Here is a 15,914-nt window from a genome sequence, read left to right on the forward strand (position 1 = left end):
ACTGTTGGCTCCGCACGCTCGATATGATCGGCTCCGACCAGGCACCCAGAGTACGGGGTGTTCCTGAACGTGTCGGGGCACGGTCACACGGGTCAGCAGCGGGTCGGCTGGCCTCCCGTGCGCAACGCCTCCAGAGCGGTCATCGCCTCGTCCAACGAACCGACCCGCAACAGCGGCAGATCGGGCTGCGGATTGCGGACCGCCTCGGCGCAGTTGTCCGCCGGCACCAGGAAGACCTTGGCGCCCGCGCGCTTCGCGCCGACCAACTTCTGCGCGATCCCGCCGATCGGGCCGACGGTGCCCTCGTCGTCGATGGTGCCCGTGCCAGCGATGACCTTGCCTCCGGTGAGATCGGCCGGAGTCAACTTGTCCACGATCCCCAGGGCGAACATCAGACCGGCGCTCGGCCCGCCGATGTCCCCCAGGTCGATGCCAAGCGTGAACGGGTGCGGCTGCTGCTGGTCGATCTCGACGCCGATCCGCGGCCGGCCGTCCTGCTCCCTGCTTTTGACCGTCGCGGTCGCTGGCGCGCCGTCACGGGTGTAGCCGATGGTCAACTCCGTGCCGACCGGCTTGGCCCGGACCAACTCGGTGACCTTCGCGGCCACCGGCACCGGCTGACCGTCGACCGAGGTGATCACGTCACCGGCCTTCAGCGCCTCGGCGGCCGGGCCGTCCGCGGCCACCGTCTTGATCACCACCTGCACCGGAAAGCCCAACTCCCGCAGCGCGGCAGTCTCCGCGCTGGTCTGCGACGCCTTGAAGTCCTCGGCGTTGCGCTGCTCGACCTGCTCCGTCGACTCCCCCGGCGGGTAGACCAACTCGCGCGGTACGACGGCCTCGTCGTCGGAGAACCAGCCCGCGATCGCCCCCCGCAGCCGCACCGTGGGCTGCACCCCCACCGTGGTCAACCGCAGTTGGCCGGCAGAGGTCGAGGTCTCCCGCCCGGAGACCTGGATGACCTCCTTACCGTCGGCCGTACCGAGGGTGTTGACCGTCGGGCCCGGACCGAGCACCACGTACGGGATCGGCACCCGGAGCACCCCGATGCTCAGCAGGGCGGTGAACAGGGCACCGAGCAGGACCGTCAGGCCACGACGTCTCATGCCGCAGAGCGTACCGACCGGCCGGGGGCCTCCGGCCGGATGCGCCGCGCGACTTCGCCCTCAGCGCAACCCCAGCGGCGGCTACCTGGGGCGCGGCCCGCGTACCGTAGACGTCGTGCCTGATATTCCGTTCGGTTTCGCGCTCCCGGGTGGGCAACCACCAGACCCCAATGATCCCGCGCAGATGCAGCAGTTCATGTCGCAGTTGCAGCACCTGCTCTCCGCGCCGGGCAGCGGGCCGGTCAACTGGGACCTGGCCCGGCAGGTAGCGGCCAGCCAGCTCGCGGCCGTCGGCGACCCGGCGGTGTCACCGTACGAGCGCAACGCGGTCGAGGAGGCGCTGCGCCTGGCCGACCTGTGGTTGGAGCCTGCCTCGGCGTGGCCATCCGGCATCCAGTCCCCGGTTGCCTGGAACCGCAATGAGTGGATCTTCAAGACGCTGGACGTGTGGGGCAAGCTCTGCGACCCCGTCGCCAGCCGGATGGTCGGCGCGATGGGCGACCTGGTGCCGCCAGAGGCGCGCGCCCAGCTCGGCCCGATGCAGTCGATGGTGGCCACCCTCGGTGGCGCGCTCTTCGGCGGCCAACTGGGCCAGGCCCTCGGCTCGCTCGCCGCAGAGGTGCTCTCCGCCGGCGACATCGGGCTGCCGCTCGGTCCGGCCGGCACGGCCGCGCTGATCCCGGCCAACATCCGGGCGTACGGCGAAGGCCTGGAGCTGCCGGAGGACGAGGTCCGCCTCTACGTGGCGCTGCGCGAGGCAGCCCATCAGCGGCTGTTCCAGCACGTTCCGTGGCTGCGCGGGCATGTGCTCAGCGCGGTCGAGATCTACGCCTCGGGCATCCGGGTCAACCGGGAGGCGATCGAGGAGGCGATGGGCCGGGTCGACCCGACCGACCCGGAGTCGATGCAGGCGATCGCCCTGGAGGGCATCTTCACCCCGGAGGACAGCCCGGCGCAGAAGGCCTCACTGGCCCGACTGGAGACCGCACTCGCCCTGGTCGAGGGCTGGGTGTGCCACGTCGTGGACAGCGCCGCCAGCGACCGGCTGCCCAACGTCGTCCGGCTGGGCGAGGCGTTCCGCCGTCGCCGGGCCGCCGGCGGTCCCGCCGAGCAGACCTTCGCCGCGCTGGTCGGCCTGGAGCTGCGCCCGCGCCGACTGCGTGAGGCCGCGGCGCTCTGGGCGGCGCTCACCGAGCACCGGGGGATCGAAGGCCGCGACGCCGTCTGGGGCCACCCGGACCTGCTCCCGTCGGACGACGACTTCGCCGACCCGGTCGCCTTCGCAATGAACGACATGGACCTCAGCGAGCTGGACACCTTCGACTTCACCGCTCCCGGCGGGGCGGAGGAGAAGGCCCCGGGCCAGCCCGACGAGACCAACGGCGAGGACGACGCCAAGTCCTGACGTCAGAGCCCGGGTGCCCGCACTGATCGACAACGGGCACCCGGCGTGCTGCTGCCCTCGTCAGGAGGGCTGGCTGGTCACGCAATTGCGGGCTGGTCAGCTGGGCTGGCGGTTGGCTGGTCAGGCGGGTCGGCCCGAGCCTGAGAGAAGGGCGCGCGTTGCTTCCCAGCCCTCGAATGCCGGGTCCAGCGTGGCCAGGTCGGCCGGGCCGCGCAGCCGTCGCCAACCGGCGGTGACCGCTACGTCCCCCGGTCGAGGGGCACCGGCACGCGCGTCAACCGGCGTCGCCGTGTCCAGGTCCAGCGGGGCCAGCCAGCCTGGCACGGGCAGCCGCACAGCCACCCCGAGCAGGCCCGGCCCGCCACCCTCGACCGGAGCCACCGCGACCGGTCGGGTGGTGAGCGGGCGCAGCAGCTTGCCGACGGTCAGTGCGGGCAGGTCGGGCACGTCGCCGGCGAGCACCGCCGCCTGGTCGTACCCCTCCAGCGCAGCGAACACGGCGTTCGGCGTCGGCCGGGCCACCTCGTACACGGCCGTGCCGGGCCACACCAGAGCCTCGGCCAGACCACGATCGGCCGGGGTCACCGCGACCGCGACCTCCACCTCGTTGAGCGTGGCGAGCAGGTCGATGACGTCTTCTGCGAGCGCCGCTCGCCACTCCGCCCGGTCGACGCCGGGCGGCGACCAGCGGACCGGCCCGAGCAACGCCACCACCACCCGTCGTGCCATGTCCCGACCCTAGCGCCCGCCCGGCCTCGCTCTGCACCCCGCCCGGCCCGGCTCAGCACCCCGCCCGGCCCGGCTCTGAACCCCACCGACCCCGGCTCAGCACCCCGCCCGGCCCGGCTCAGCACCCCGCCCGGCCCGGCTTGACCCCGGCAACCCGCGTCCCGATCCGGCCGGACGACCGTGACCCCGCCCCGCCAGAGCGAGTCCCGACCCGTCTCCCACACAGACCGGGCGGCACCGGCACCTGATCCACCAGACGTCCGTCGTGGTCGGACCGGCTCCCCCGCCGCGTTACTCGCACCCGCCGACCCGTCACGGTCCGGCGCGACTCGCCACTCTCCTCGAGCCCACCTGGCCTGACCCATTTTGCCCGGCTTGACCAGGTTCGCCTGGCCTCATCTGGCCAGTCTTGGCCTGCTCCTCCAACGGCCGAGGCGTGATCGACTCCGTTTCGGCGATATCGCGGTATCCCACGTCGCGGATACCCCAACATCGGGGAAACGGAGTTGATCAAGGAGGGTCCGGCGCAAACCGAACCGGACGGACCGAACCGCACGGACCGAACCGCACGGACCGAACCGCACGGACCGAACCGGACGGGGAGTCCGAACGGGCCGAGGGCGGGGCGCGCGGCAAAGCGGGTCTCGGCGCGGACTATCGGGCTCCAAGGGTCTGCGGGCGAGGTCAGGTGGGAACGGGGGCGCAGGAGGCGGCGGCAACACCTTCGAGGTAACCGCGGGCGCGTTCCGCCTTGGGGTAGCGGCCGACCAACGCCCAGAACCGGGCATTGTGACTGGGCACGATGAGGTGGGCCAGCTCGTGCAGCAGCACGTAGTCGATCACCCACTCGGGCATGTCCTGAACGCGGTGGGAGATCCGGATGCTGCGGTCGGCAGGCGTGCAGGAGCCCCAACGGCCGTTCTGGTTGGTGACCCATCGGACGCTGGCCGGCACCGCCTTCGCGGCGTGCCCGGCGAGGTAGAGGTCGATCAGCCGGGTGGCTCGGGCCAGCAGCTCGGCGTCGGAGCGGGCCAGGCGCCCCTCCCGGGCGGCGAGCCGGGCGAGCATCCGGTCGACCCACTCGCTCTCCTCGGCACGGGAGAACTGGTCCGGGATGAGGACGACGACTCGCTCACCGTCACGGTACGCAGACACCGTGCGTCGTCGGCGCTGGCTGCGCCGTACCTCGACGACCGGCTTACGCGTCCCCGCCATCACTGGCCCGCGCAGCCTCGGCTACGTGTCACGAAGGAAAGCTAATGCGTACTGACCAGGGGTCCGCAAGAGTCAACCGCACGACACGCGCCCAGAAGATGGCGATTGGTCGCCCAGCGTCCCGAAAATTTCTTGGAGTCAGCGCCGTCGCGCCATCTCGTCACCCTTCGTGAACACCGATGGCGCCGGTCCGCGGCACCTCTCCACCGTAGGTGATCACCGTTCCGAATGCTGCCGTGGGGGCACTCGCACGGGTGGCTGTGAGGGTTTGGTCGGCGTGTCCCCGCCAAACTGACTTATCCGACCTATTTCGCCATGCACACTCTCGACGTCGACTTGCTCACAGTGTCGATGCACAGCTGACATGGAACTGCCCAGACCTGGGTAGGGTCCGCGAACCAGCGGTCACGAAGGTGGCCGCGGAGTGAGACCCAGCGCCGGCGCCCCGTGTGGCCCGCCGCCGGGCACCCCGCCGGGACGGCATTGACCGGCGGACGAGACGAGGAGGGCACCGTGGCCGACCAGGCCCAGACGACCTACAACGGTTACTGCGTGAAGTGCAAGGAGAAGCGGGACTTCGAGGGGCACGTCGAGGTCTCGAAGACCGGAATGAACATGGCCAAGGGCAAGTGTCCGGTATGCGGAACAACAGTGAACCGCATCCTGGGTAAGGCCAAGGTCTGACCCAGACGGATGGCGGGGCGGGGTGGCCGGTGGCCATCCCGCCCCGTTGCCGTTTCGGGAGGTCGGCGCCATCGACGGCCTGTCGGGTGCCCGACACCCCTACCGGCGGGCTGTGGATAACCCGCCGAATCCTGTGGACAGCGCTGGACAGAGGCCTGGCCACCTGTGGATAACGATCGACCGAAAGCAAGGATTCGGTCACGATTCGTGACCATGAGTCGCACCGTACAGCCCCGCCCCACGCTGCTGCCCGGCCTCCACCGGCTCTGGCGGGACCGGCACACCCTCCAGCTCGGCGTTGGCCCCGGGCCCGCCGTGCTGCTGGAGCTGGCCAACCCCCGCACCGCCCACCTGCTCGACCTGCTCGACGGCACCCGCAGCGAGCGCGCCCTACTGATCCAGGCGGCCACCGCCCGGGTCACCGCCGACGATGCGCGTACGTTGCTCGACGCCCTGCGTGCGGCCGGCCTGCTGGTGCCCGCGCACAGCCTGCTCCCCCGCGACCTGACCGGCCCGGTCCGTGCCCGGCTCGCAGCGGAGGCCGGCGCGCTGGCCCTGGCCGCCGCTCGACTGCCGGGCACCCCCGCACAGGTCCTGCGTCGGCGGCGGGCCGCCCGAGTCCTGCTCACGGGCGCCGGGGCGCTCGGCGGGCCGCTGACGGTGGCGTTGGCCCAGTCCGGCGTCGGGCAGGTGATCCCACAGCTCACCGGATCGGTACGCCCCGTCGACCTGGTCGGCTCGGGCATCCCCGCCACCGAGCTGGGCCACCCGCTGGCGCCGGCGGTGCGGGCCGCGGTCGGCCGCGTCGCGCCGGGCACCGGCACCCACCCGGGCCGGGCCGTCCGGGTGGACCTGGTGGTCCAGCTCGGCACGGACCGGCCGCCCGCGCTGCTCGCCGCCGGTCTCGCCCAGCGCCGACAGCCGCACCTGCTGGTCACCCTGCGCGAGGGCATACCGGTCGTCGGGCCGTTGGTCCGCCCACCCGCCGGACCGTGCCTGCACTGCGTCGAGCTGCACCGGGCCGACCGCGACCCGGACTGGCCGCGGCTCGCCGCCCAACTCGCCGCCGCCGAAACGGTGGCCGTCGGCGCGACCGGCACGTTGCTCGCAGCCGTCGCGTATGCGCTGGCCGAGGCGCTGACGCAGCTCGACGGCGGCCAGCCGGAGACGCTGGGTGGGGCCATGGAGATCACCGGTGCCGGCCGTTTCCGTCGTCGGGGCTGGCCACCACACCCGGCGTGTGGGTGCTCGCGGGGCCGAGTGTCCGCACCAGCCCGGCCGCAGAGCAGCAGCGGGGCCCTCCGGTCGGTAACAATGACCGAGTGACCGACATCCCGCGCCGCGCCGTGTCCCGCACCGCCAAGCTCGCCGCCCTGCCGCTCGGCTTCGCCGGCCGGACCGTTCTCGGCATGGGAAAGCGCGTCACCGGGCTCGCCTCCGACGTGATCTCCGCGGAGATCCAGCAGCGCACCGCCGAGCAACTGTTCAGCGTGCTGGGCCAGCTCAAGGGCGGGGCGATGAAGTTCGGCCAGGCGCTGTCGGTCTTCGAGGCGGCGCTGCCGGAGGAGATCGCCGCGCCCTACCGCCAGGCGCTCACGAAGCTCCAGGAGGCGGCACCACCACTACCGGTCGCCAGCGTGCACAAGGTGCTGGCCGAGCAGCTCGGCCCTGACTGGCGGGATCGGTTCGTCGAGTTCAACGACACCCCGGCTGCCGCCGCCAGCATCGGTCAGGTGCACCGGGCGCGGTGGCGGGAGCCGGGAGTCGACGAATCGGGCGCACCGAACAGCCGCGACGTGGCTGTCAAGATCCAGTATCCGGGCGCGGGCGAAGCGCTGCTCACCGACCTCAAGCAGCTCTCCCGCCTGGGCGGGATGTTCCGGGCCATTCAGCCCGGCCTGGACGTCAAGCCGCTCCTGGTCGAGCTGCGTGAACGGATCACCGAGGAGCTGGACTACGAGCTGGAGGCCGAGTCGCAGCGCACCTTCGCCGCCGCGTACGCCGACGACCCGGAGATCTACATCCCGAAGGTGGTCAACGCGGCGCCCCGGGTGCTGGTCACCGAATGGGTGACGGGCACCCCACTGGCCGACATCATCCGCGAGGGCACCGAGGAGGAACGGGACGAGGCCGGCCGGTTGATGGCCACCCTGCACCTCTCCGCGCCGCAGCGGGCTGGGCTGCTGCACGCCGACCCGCACCCGGGAAACTTCCGGCTGCTGCCCGACGGCCGCCTCGGGGTGATCGACTTCGGCGCGGTGGCCCGGATGCCGGAGGGCACGCCGGAACCGATCGGTCGCATCGCCGCGATGGCCCTGCGGGGCGACGCCGACGAGGTGGTGGCGGGGCTGCGGTCAGAGGGCTTCATCGGCTCCGCCGAGGAGATCGACGCCGAGGGGGTGCTCGACTTCATCCGTCCGATGCTGGAGCCCATCGCGGCCGACGGGTTCCGGTTCACCCGGGCCTGGCTGCGGGCCGAGGCGGGCCGACTGGCCAGCCCTCGGTCCCCCACGTACCAGCTGAGCAGGCAGCTCAACCTGCCGCCGTCGTACCTGCTGATCCACCGGGTGACGCTCGGGTCGATCGGGGTGCTCTGCCAGTTGGAGGCGAAGGCCCCGTACCGCAGCATCCTGGAACGCTGGCTGCCCGGCTTCGCCCCGATCGCCTGAGGACGTCACGAAGGGCGGGTGCCGACCGGCACCCGCCCTTCTGTGTGGGGTGGTACTAGAGAATGCCCAGGTCGCGGGCCGCCTGATTGCGGCTGTTCATGGCGACGGTACGGGCGGATCGGGTTGCCTCAGTGCTCGTGGTGGTACGACCGGCCTGAGGCCGGCGCATTCGAACCCGGGACAACGCTTCGTGGAGTAGTTGCATCTCGAAGGCTCCAGTCGGAACGTTCAACATCGTCGTCTCACTAACTGCCGATGTGCCACCGGCGTAGTTGGTACGGATCGGGAACATGTCAGGCTGCCAGCCGGACCGCGCCACGCACCTCGGACAGCCCACTGGCCGCCAGACGCGCCTCGGCCTCGACCCGAAGCTCGGCGTCACGAGCGACGTCCTCCTTACGCGGACGGCCACGGGGCCGCTTGCGCGGAACAACCGCGCCACGCTCGAAGATCTCGCCGCCCCAGACGCCCCACGGCTCCGCTCGCTCCACCGCACCAGCCAGGCACTCGACGCGCAGCGGGCAGTCCCCGCAGAGCGACTTGGCCAGCTCAAGCTGTGCAGGCGAGTCGGAGAACCACAGGTCGGGGTCGAACTTCCGGCAGGGCAGGTTCGCCTCCATCTCGACGCTCACGTCGAGGGGGGCCAACGCCAGACTCATCGCCCGGTCACCTCTCTCTCACTTCGATCTCGTGGATCGCATTCCGACGTACTTACGGCGGGCAAAAAACTAAGGCCGCGGATCCCGGTAACGGGTTCCGCGGCCTCAAGGTGAGCCGGTGTCTGTTGATCAGACCGGTCTACCTCGAGGTGGAACACCGCGGACATCCATGCGCTTCTTGGCGACCTGGATGCCATTGCCCGTGAAGCCACTGGTCCCCTCGACTCCGGCGGGCGCGACGGTCAGGATCAGCTCGGCCTGAACCTGGTGCACCTGCGGAACCGACGGTCGTGCGGCCGCAAGGGCCACCCGGACAGTCGACAGCGGAGCGTGGACAGACGGCATCGCCGCCAGACGCTCATAGGTGAAGATCTTCACGGTGCCACCTCCCTCACGTTCCTCGGATCGACTGGACCAACCCCGTGAGCAGCCGGAATGGCGCCGCTCGCGTGGTGTGTTCTGAGGCTATTCCTCGCGCCGGGGCGAGGGCAAACGAATTTACGACGAGATTTCGAAAGTTTTCTCTGGGCAGACGTCGTCCACCCCCGCGCCCCCCACCAGCGCCAGCACCGACTCCCCGTAGAGGCCCAATTTGCGGGGGCCGATGCCAGCGATGGCGATCAACTCCTCCGGCCGACCGGGTCGCCGCTCGGCCAGCGCGGTCAGCGTCGCGTCGGTGAAGACCACGTACGCCGGGACCTTCTGCGCCCCGGCCACCCGCTGCCGCCATTCGCGCAGCCGTTCGTGCAGCTCATCGTCGATATCGGACGGGCAGGTAGGGCAGCGACCCAGCTTGCGGTCCGGGCCGGCGAGCAGGGTGGCGCCACAGATCCGGCAGGACATGATCTGCGTCCGGCGCCGCTCCGGGCTACGTGCCGGACCGGTGCCGGCGGCTGCCCGCTCGGTTCCGCCGGAGCCATTCAGCTGGGGCAGGAACCGCGACGGCCGCCGGGCCCGTCCGCCCGGCGAGCGCGCGGCGGCGTACGACAGCCAGAGCCACTCCCGTGCCCGCGTGATCCCGACGTAGAGCAGCCGGCGCTCCTCCTCGACCTGCTCGACGGTCTTGGCGTACGTGGTGGGCAGGGTGCCCTCGGCGAGACCGACCAGGAAGACCGCGTCCCACTCCAACCCCTTGGCCGAGTGCAGCGAAGCGAGGGTCACCCCGTCCACCGTCGGGACGTGCTGCTGGGCGGCCCGGCGGGCCAGTTCCTCGGTGAAGTCGGAAAGCGTCACGGGGCGCTCCACCGACGCGGCCTCGCCGATCGGCACCACCTCGGGGGTGGCCGCGTACTCCTCGGAGAGCTGGACCAGCGCGGACAGCGCCTCCCAGCGCTCGCGGGCGGCACCACCGGCCGGGGGCGCGCCCGGGGCCCAACCGACCGCGGTGAGCGCCTCGACGACGGCGGCCGGCAGCGGCGTCTCCCCGGGGATCGATCGGGTGGCGGCCCGCAACGCGACCATCGCCTGGCGCACCTCGGTCCGCTCGAAGAACCGCTCCGCGCCCTGCACGACGTACGGCACCTCGGCCTCGGTGAGCGCCTTCTCGTACGCCTCGGACTGCGCGTTGATCCGGAACAGCACGGCGATCTCCTTCGCCGGCGTGCCCGCGTCGATCAGCGACCGGCAGCGCGCGGCCACCGCGTTCGCCTCGGCCGGCTCGTCGGTGAAGATCCGCAGGTCCGGTTCGGGGCCGGGTGGGCGCTGCCCGCTCAACTCCAGCCGCAGCCGCGCCTCGGTGCCCCGGGCCTGGGAGATCACCGCGTTGGCCAGCCCGACCACCTGCGGGGTGGAGCGGTAGTCGCGGACCAGCCGCACCACGGTGGCGCCCCGGTGCCGGCGTGGGAAGTCGACCAGGTACGTCGAGGTCGCCCCGGTGAACGAGTAGATCGTCTGGCTGGCGTCGCCGACCACGGTCAGGTCGTTGCGGCCGCCCAGCCAGGCGTCCAGCAAGCGCTGCTGGAGTGGGTTGACGTCCTGGTACTCGTCGACCACGAAGTGCCGGTACTGGCCACGGACCTGCTCGCCGACGTCCGGGTGCTCCTCGATGCCCCACACCGCGGCACGCAGCATGTCCTCGAAGTCGATGACGCCGTTCGAGCGCTTGATCTGCTCGTACGCGGTGAACACCTCGGCCACCTTCGCCGGCTCGTGCGGTGTGTCGCGCAGCGCCCGTGCCGCGGACACCACGTAGTCCGTCGGCTCGACCAACGACGACTTGGCCCACTCGATCTCGCCGGCCAGGTCGCGGGCGGCGGCCCGGTCGGTGCGCAGGCCGACCCGGGCGGCTGCGAGGGTGACCAGCCGCACCTTGCTGTCCAGCAGCTCGGGCATGGCCCGCCCGGCCAGCAGCCGGGGCGCGAAGTACCGCACCTGGCGCAACGCGGCGGCGTGGAACGTGCGCGCCTGGACACCGCCCACCCCGAGCACCGTGAGACGACTCCGCATCTCGGCGGCGGCACGGGCGGTGAAGGTGACCGCGAGCACGTGCCGGGGGGAGATCTCACCGGAGAGCGCCCGGTGGGCGATCCGGGAGGTGATCGCCCGGGTCTTGCCGGTGCCGGCGCCGGCCAGGATGCAGACCGGGCCGGCAGGTGCGGTCACCGCGGACCGTTGCTCCGGGTCCAGCCCGGCGAGCACCTGTTCCGACCCTGAGTGAACCACCACAACAAGGAATCATCTCAGCTCCTCCCAGCGTTGCAGCGAACAGCCTCGGCTTGATCCGCAAGCCGCGGCCGGAGGAGTTGGAGGATCCGACCATGCTGACGATGTATTCCACCCCCTGGTGCGGCTACTGCCACCGGCTGAAGTCGCAGCTCGACCGGGAGGGCATCGGGTACGAGGTGGTCGACATCGAGCAGGACCCGAAGGCCGCCGACTTCGTGATGAGCGTGAACGGCGGCAACCAGACGGTGCCGACGCTGCGCTTCGCTGACGGCAGCGCCCTGACGAATCCCTCGATCACCCAGGTCAAGAAGCACCTGGAGACCCTCACCGCCTGACCGGCCGAAGCACTCTCGACGAGCGGCCGCCCCACCCGGGGCGGCCGCTCGTCGTGTCAGGTATCGGTCATCGTGACGGCGGCCGGTGGATGTTGGGCGCCACCTGTCGGTCGGCGTCCTCGGCCGGTCGCCGAGGTGCCGGGAGCGTCGGGCGGGTCGGCGGCGTGGGCGGGCGGGTGCCGGCCGGCGCGCTCAGGTGCCGGCCCCGCCACAGGTAGCTGCCGGCAGCCAGGGTGGCCACCCCGACCAGCGCGAACAACACCCGGTAGTCCAGAAACCCGACCAGCAGGGCGCCCGCCCCGATGGAGAGCGCCTGTGGCCCGCTGACCACCGCCTGGGTGGCCGCGGCGACCCGGCCGACCAGCGCGGGCGGGGTCCGGCGCTGGATCAGTGTGTGCAGCCCCACCATCGTCAGCGGGAGCGAGACGCCCGCCAGCAGCACCGCCGCGAACCCGAGCCGGAGATCGGGGTACGCGAGCGCGAGCGCGGCCGGGGAGAAGAAGGCGACCCCGGCGGCCAGTGTGCCCACCTCCCCGAGCTTGCGGACCAGCGCCGGTGAGCAGAGCCCGCCGAGCAGCCCGCCCACGCCCTGCACGGTGACCAGCACGCCCACGAACGCCGCATCCCGGTTCAGCCCCTGGTCGACGTAGGCGAAGATGAGCGACTCGCTGAAGCCCATCACCAGCGACCCGAGCCCGTAGCCGAGCAGTGCCCGACGCAGGGCCGGCTCATCGGCCAGGTGCCGCAGACCGGCGCCCAGCTCGGCCGGCCAGCGCAGGCGCACGGTCGGCGGCACCTGTTGCGGGGTGGGCAGCGCGGTCACCACCGCCGCCGCGGTCAGAAATCCGACCATGCCGATCCCGGCCAGCGCCCACCCGCCGAGTGCCGCGTAGAGCGCCGCGCCGGCCAGCGGGCCGATCAGCCGCATCCCCTGGCGTACGGTCTGCAGCACGCCGTTCGCGTCGGCCAGCAGCTCGACCGGCACCAACTCCCGGATGAGCCCACTGAGCGCCGCGCCGAGCGTGATGGACGACAGTCCGTACAGGGCGGCCACCAGGTAGACGATCCAGACGTCGCCCGCGTCCCGGACGGTGAACAACGGGACGAGCAGGGCCGCGGTGACCACGTTCGCGGCCACGAAGAACGGCCGGCGCGGGTACCGGTCGACGAACCAGCCAACCAGCGGCGCCAGCGTCATCGGCGCGATGACGGCGAAGATCGTGGCGCCGGCCAACCCATTCGAGCCGGTCAGATCCTTGACCCAGATGGCGAGCGCGAGCAGCAGGATCGACTCGGCGGTCATGCTGGCCAGCAGGCCGCCGAAGAGCAGGCGGAAGTCGGGTCGGCGCAGGACGGTGCGCATGGGGTCCCTCCGGCGGGATGGCGTGCCCAGGTGGGCGTGGTCGACGGGATCGCGACCGTGGGTCCGTCATCGTCCGGCGTACCCGTGGTCCATTTTTCGTAAGACACGCCCCCGCCGGAACCTCCGACACTGGTCGCGCCGTCCATACTGACCGTGGGGGGCGAATTTCATACAGTTACCGTCGCGTCGGCGACGGTCGACGGGAAAGAGGACACTGTGCCTCCTGCCGCACCCAGCCCGATCCTGCGTCGTCGCCGGTTGGGCATCGAGCTGCGCCGCCTGCGTGAGGCCGCGGGCCTCACCGGCGACCAGGTCATCGAGCGTATCGGTTGGGCCTCCGCGTCCAAACTGTCCCGTTTGGAGAACGGTCGCAGCCGACCGGACCCGCAGGACGTCGGCGACCTGCTCGACCTCTACGGCGCCGACAAGGCGCTGCACGATGAGTTGCTCGGCATCACCAGCGAGGCCGGCGACATGCGCGGCTGGTTGAAGAACTTCCCGGTGATGACGCAGCAGCAGCGCAGCTGGGCCGAGTTGGAGGCGGGCTGCGCGGAGATCTCCGAGTACAACCCGGTGCTGGTGCCTGGCCTGTTGCAGACCCCCGGGTACGCCCAGGTGCGGATTGTCTCGGCCCGTCAGGTGGGCGAGGGCGCGGGCGAGCCGGAGCCAGACGACGAGCCGGAGACCGAGGTGCAGGCGCGGCTGGCACGCCAGTCGCTGCTGACCCGGGAGCCGTACGCGCCCCGCTACACCGCCGTACTGGAGGAGGCGGCCCTCGGCCGCCGGGCCGGGCCACCCGAAGTGCTGCACGAGCAGTTGCTCCAGCTCTGTGAGCTGGCCCTGCTGCCCAACGTGACATTGCACGTGCTGCTCCGGGACACCCAGATCGGCAATTGGTACCTTCCGCCGACCGCGTTTTCCGTCTACCGGTTCGCGGATCCCCTCGATCCGGAGACGCTGGCCATCGAAGGTGGCTTCACCGACGTCATGTCGACCGAGGCAATCGCGCTAAATCGCTATAAAGTGGTGTTCGAGTGGCTATGCACGGCGGCACTTAACGCATCGGACACCCTCACCTGGCTGATCGAGGCGACGGTACGGCTGACCGAGGCAGCGCCCCCTTCCACAGTGGCGTTCGGGCCGGCAACGGCGCCGACCCAACGCCGCCGGGCCTCGGGGCGACTGACGGAACGGTGATCCACGGGGGACCCTCCGTCGGACGTGCGGCACCACTCGTCCCATCGGATCGGTTCACACCAGGAGTAGAACCATGAACGACATCCGCAACACGCCGTCCGTCACCGCCCACTCGTTGGCGGATGCCCCGTGGCGTACCAGCACGCGCAGCCAGACCTCCAACTGCGTGGAGGTCGCCCCACTCGGCACCGGCCCGTCGGCGGTCGCACTGCGCGACAGCAAGGACCGAGGCGGTCCGGTGCTGCTGTTCAACCGCGCGGGGTGGCTCGGTTTCATCACCGGGGCAAAGAAGGGTCAGTTCGATCTGAACTGATCCGGTGACTGGTACGGGGCCGTCGGCGCACTGCCGGCGGCCCCGTCGCGTTGCGCGCCGTCGACCCCGCTGAGCAGCCATCCGCCGATCGGACGAGGCTCGAAACCGATAGGCGCGTTTCAGTTGCTGGGACGAACACGGGGCGTAACATGGCCCCCGGTGGAACTTCCACACTGGCTCATCTGTCGCGGTTCATCCGGAGACCCTCATGCGGTTCCTGATCGTTCGCACCGACATCCGCGCCGTCGCCGACGGAGACATCGCCGCCGCCTGGGCGGACGGCCACCGACTTCGTGACGAGACGACCACGCCCGAGCCGCGACGGCAGACCGTGCACGCCGAGGACCGGGACGCCGCACTGCTGCTGGCCCGGGCCCTGGCCACGGTCGGCGCCGTCCGCGCCGGCAAGCAACGGGTCAAGGTCCTGCCGCTGAACGAGCCCCGACCCGTCTTCCCACACAGACCGGCCCGCACCGGCACCTGATCCACCAGACGTCCGTCGTGGTCGGACCGGCTCCCCCGCCGCGTTATTCGCACCCGCCGACCACGGCGGCCCGTGTTCCCGGCCTGTGGCCGCCGCGGCAACGGCGGCCACAGGCCGGGACCGTGCTCAGCGGTCGACGTGCACCCAACCATCCAGCCAACGGTGAATGAGGAACAGCGCGATCGACGACGGTGGCGGCAGGATCAGCCGGGCTCCATCGCCCACGTCCACCGTCTGCCCGGCCAGCGCCGCCCCGATCTCCCGGCGTGAGAACCACCGGGCGTACGCGATCTCCGACGGGTCGACCCGCACCGGATCGCCCGGGTTCGCGAGGGCCAGGAAGCCCAGCATCAGCGAGCCGGGGAACGGCCACGCCTGGCTGCCCACATACCCGATGCGCTCGACCTCGATGCCCACCTCCTCGCGGACCTCGCGCAGCACGGCGGCCTCGGCCGACTCGCCCGGCTCGACGTAGCCGGCCAGGCAGGAGTAGCGCCGACCGCCCGGGGTGCCCGGCCAGCCGACGTTGTTGCCGAGCAGACAGCGCCCGTCCAGGCCGTCCACGCCGTCCTGCACCAGCACGATCATCGCCGGATCGGTACGCGGCCAGATCCGCCCACCGTTACGGTCCACCCGGGACCAACCGGCCTCGTCCATCGCGGTCGGTGCCCCGGTGCTCGTCGAGTAGCTGTGCCGGGTATGCCAGTTGATCAGCGCCAACGCGGTGGTGAAGATGCCGGCCTCCCGGTCGGCGAGCAGGTGGCCCACCTCGCGAAGATTGACCGCCCGGGTCCCCGGCAACGCCGGCAACGGCGCATCGACCGCGAAGACCGGCACCCCGTCCGGCTCTACACCGAGGAACATCGCCATCGACTCGGACCCGGCAGGCACGTCGGCCGCACCGAACAGCACCAACGCCGGAGGCGACGTGTCGGTACGGGCCAGCGTTTGCCCCTCGTCGGTCGAGTCGAGCAGCAGCACCCGGGCACGCAGCCACGCCTCGGTGAGCCACTGCGAGTCACCCCGCCGGTGTGCCGCCCGATCCAGGGTGGACCGGGCCAACGGCGGAGCCGTCTCCCCGCTCACGCCCG

Annotated in this window: 16 protein-coding genes; 8 read left to right on the forward strand and 8 right to left on the reverse strand. The window is 71.5% G+C overall.

Annotated elements, in window-relative coordinates:
* Window positions 1-92: 92 nt before the first annotated feature.
* On the reverse strand, window positions 93-1,106 hold the full coding sequence (locus ABZS37_RS04395) for a PDZ domain-containing protein (protein WP_355165436.1): 1,014 nt from the start codon (window positions 1,104-1,106) through the stop codon (window positions 93-95).
* Between the two features lie 184 nt (window positions 1,107-1,290).
* Here ABZS37_RS04395 and ABZS37_RS04400 point away from each other — a divergent pair, with 184 nt between their 5' ends.
* Window positions 1,291-2,511, forward strand: a complete 1,221-nt coding sequence (locus ABZS37_RS04400) for a zinc-dependent metalloprotease (protein ID WP_355165897.1) — start codon at window positions 1,291-1,293, stop codon at window positions 2,509-2,511.
* A 120-nt stretch (window positions 2,512-2,631) separates the two neighbouring features.
* Here the strand turns inward: ABZS37_RS04400 and ABZS37_RS04405 are convergent, their stop codons facing one another.
* Together ABZS37_RS04405 and ABZS37_RS04410 are read right to left on the reverse strand one after the other, a co-directional pair.
* Window positions 2,632-3,240, reverse strand: coding sequence for a hypothetical protein (locus tag ABZS37_RS04405; protein ID WP_355165438.1), 609 nt, complete (start codon window positions 3,238-3,240; stop codon window positions 2,632-2,634).
* A gap of 684 nt (window positions 3,241-3,924) precedes the next feature.
* A complete protein-coding gene (locus ABZS37_RS04410) occupies window positions 3,925-4,455 on the reverse strand; it encodes a M48 family metallopeptidase (protein ID WP_355165440.1) in 531 nt (176 codons plus the stop codon).
* Between the two features lie 513 nt (window positions 4,456-4,968).
* Between ABZS37_RS04410 and ABZS37_RS04415 the strand changes: the two genes are divergently transcribed.
* From ABZS37_RS04415 to ABZS37_RS04425, 3 genes are all read left to right on the forward strand, one after another.
* Window positions 4,969-5,139 carry a DUF5679 domain-containing protein gene (locus ABZS37_RS04415; RefSeq protein ID WP_167457767.1) on the forward strand — a complete coding sequence of 57 codons (171 nt, stop codon included), beginning with the start codon at window positions 4,969-4,971 and terminating at the stop codon, window positions 5,137-5,139.
* Window positions 5,140-5,352: 213 nt separating this feature from the next.
* Window positions 5,353-6,465, forward strand: coding sequence for a TOMM precursor leader peptide-binding protein (locus tag ABZS37_RS04420; protein WP_355165442.1), 1,113 nt, complete (start codon window positions 5,353-5,355; stop codon window positions 6,463-6,465).
* Entirely contained in the window at window positions 6,462-7,808 is a 1,347-nt protein-coding gene (locus ABZS37_RS04425) for an AarF/ABC1/UbiB kinase family protein (protein ID WP_355165444.1), read from the forward strand. The genes ABZS37_RS04420 and ABZS37_RS04425 overlap by 4 nt, the downstream gene beginning before the upstream one ends.
* A 293-nt stretch (window positions 7,809-8,101) precedes the next feature.
* Here ABZS37_RS04425 and ABZS37_RS04430 read toward each other — a convergent pair whose 3' ends face one another.
* The 3 genes from ABZS37_RS04430 to ABZS37_RS04440 form a co-directional block, all read right to left on the reverse strand.
* The gene (locus ABZS37_RS04430) at window positions 8,102-8,467 is read right to left on the reverse strand and encodes a WhiB family transcriptional regulator (RefSeq protein WP_121674877.1); all 366 of its coding nucleotides are present in this window, start codon (window positions 8,465-8,467) and stop codon (window positions 8,102-8,104) included.
* 129 nt (window positions 8,468-8,596) lie between these two features.
* Window positions 8,597-8,845: a hypothetical protein gene (locus ABZS37_RS04435; RefSeq protein WP_355165446.1), complete on the reverse strand. Its 249-nt coding sequence runs from the start codon at window positions 8,843-8,845 to the stop codon at window positions 8,597-8,599.
* A gap of 120 nt (window positions 8,846-8,965) precedes the next feature.
* Complete coding sequence (locus ABZS37_RS04440; RefSeq protein WP_355165448.1) at window positions 8,966-11,131, reverse strand: ATP-dependent DNA helicase UvrD2; 2,166 nt, start codon at window positions 11,129-11,131, stop codon at window positions 8,966-8,968.
* Window positions 11,132-11,223: 92 nt separating this feature from the next.
* On the opposite strand from ABZS37_RS04440, the gene ABZS37_RS04445 reads away from it, so the two are divergent.
* Window positions 11,224-11,466, forward strand: coding sequence for a mycoredoxin (locus ABZS37_RS04445; protein WP_354995376.1), 243 nt, complete (start codon window positions 11,224-11,226; stop codon window positions 11,464-11,466).
* A 67-nt stretch (window positions 11,467-11,533) separates the two neighbouring features.
* Here ABZS37_RS04445 and ABZS37_RS04450 read toward each other — a convergent pair whose 3' ends face one another.
* A complete protein-coding gene (locus tag ABZS37_RS04450) occupies window positions 11,534-12,859 on the reverse strand; it encodes an MFS transporter (protein WP_355165899.1) in 1,326 nt (441 codons plus the stop codon).
* 186 nt (window positions 12,860-13,045) lie between these two features.
* On the opposite strand from ABZS37_RS04450, the gene ABZS37_RS04455 reads away from it, so the two are divergent.
* The 3 genes from ABZS37_RS04455 to ABZS37_RS04465 all read left to right on the forward strand — a co-directional run bounded on the left by ABZS37_RS04455 (window position 13,046) and on the right by ABZS37_RS04465 (window position 14,823).
* On the forward strand, window positions 13,046-14,026 hold the full coding sequence (locus tag ABZS37_RS04455; protein ID WP_355165450.1) for a helix-turn-helix transcriptional regulator: 981 nt from the start codon (window positions 13,046-13,048) through the stop codon (window positions 14,024-14,026).
* Between the two features lie 73 nt (window positions 14,027-14,099).
* Window positions 14,100-14,339 carry a DUF397 domain-containing protein gene (locus ABZS37_RS04460; RefSeq protein ID WP_354995379.1) on the forward strand — a complete coding sequence of 80 codons (240 nt, stop codon included), beginning with the start codon at window positions 14,100-14,102 and terminating at the stop codon, window positions 14,337-14,339.
* Window positions 14,340-14,547: 208 nt separating this feature from the next.
* Entirely contained in the window at window positions 14,548-14,823 is a 276-nt protein-coding gene (locus tag ABZS37_RS04465; protein WP_355165453.1) for a hypothetical protein, read from the forward strand.
* A 126-nt stretch (window positions 14,824-14,949) separates the two neighbouring features.
* Here the strand turns inward: ABZS37_RS04465 and nudC are convergent, their stop codons facing one another.
* Window positions 14,950-15,909 carry an NAD(+) diphosphatase gene (gene nudC, locus ABZS37_RS04470; protein ID WP_355165455.1) on the reverse strand — a complete coding sequence of 320 codons (960 nt, stop codon included), beginning with the start codon at window positions 15,907-15,909 and terminating at the stop codon, window positions 14,950-14,952.
* Window positions 15,910-15,914 lie beyond the last annotated feature (5 nt).

Origin of the sequence: Micromonospora sp. NPDC005413, assembly GCF_040606435.1 — a bacterium.
Classification (GTDB): Bacteria; Actinomycetota; Actinomycetes; order Mycobacteriales; family Micromonosporaceae; genus Micromonospora.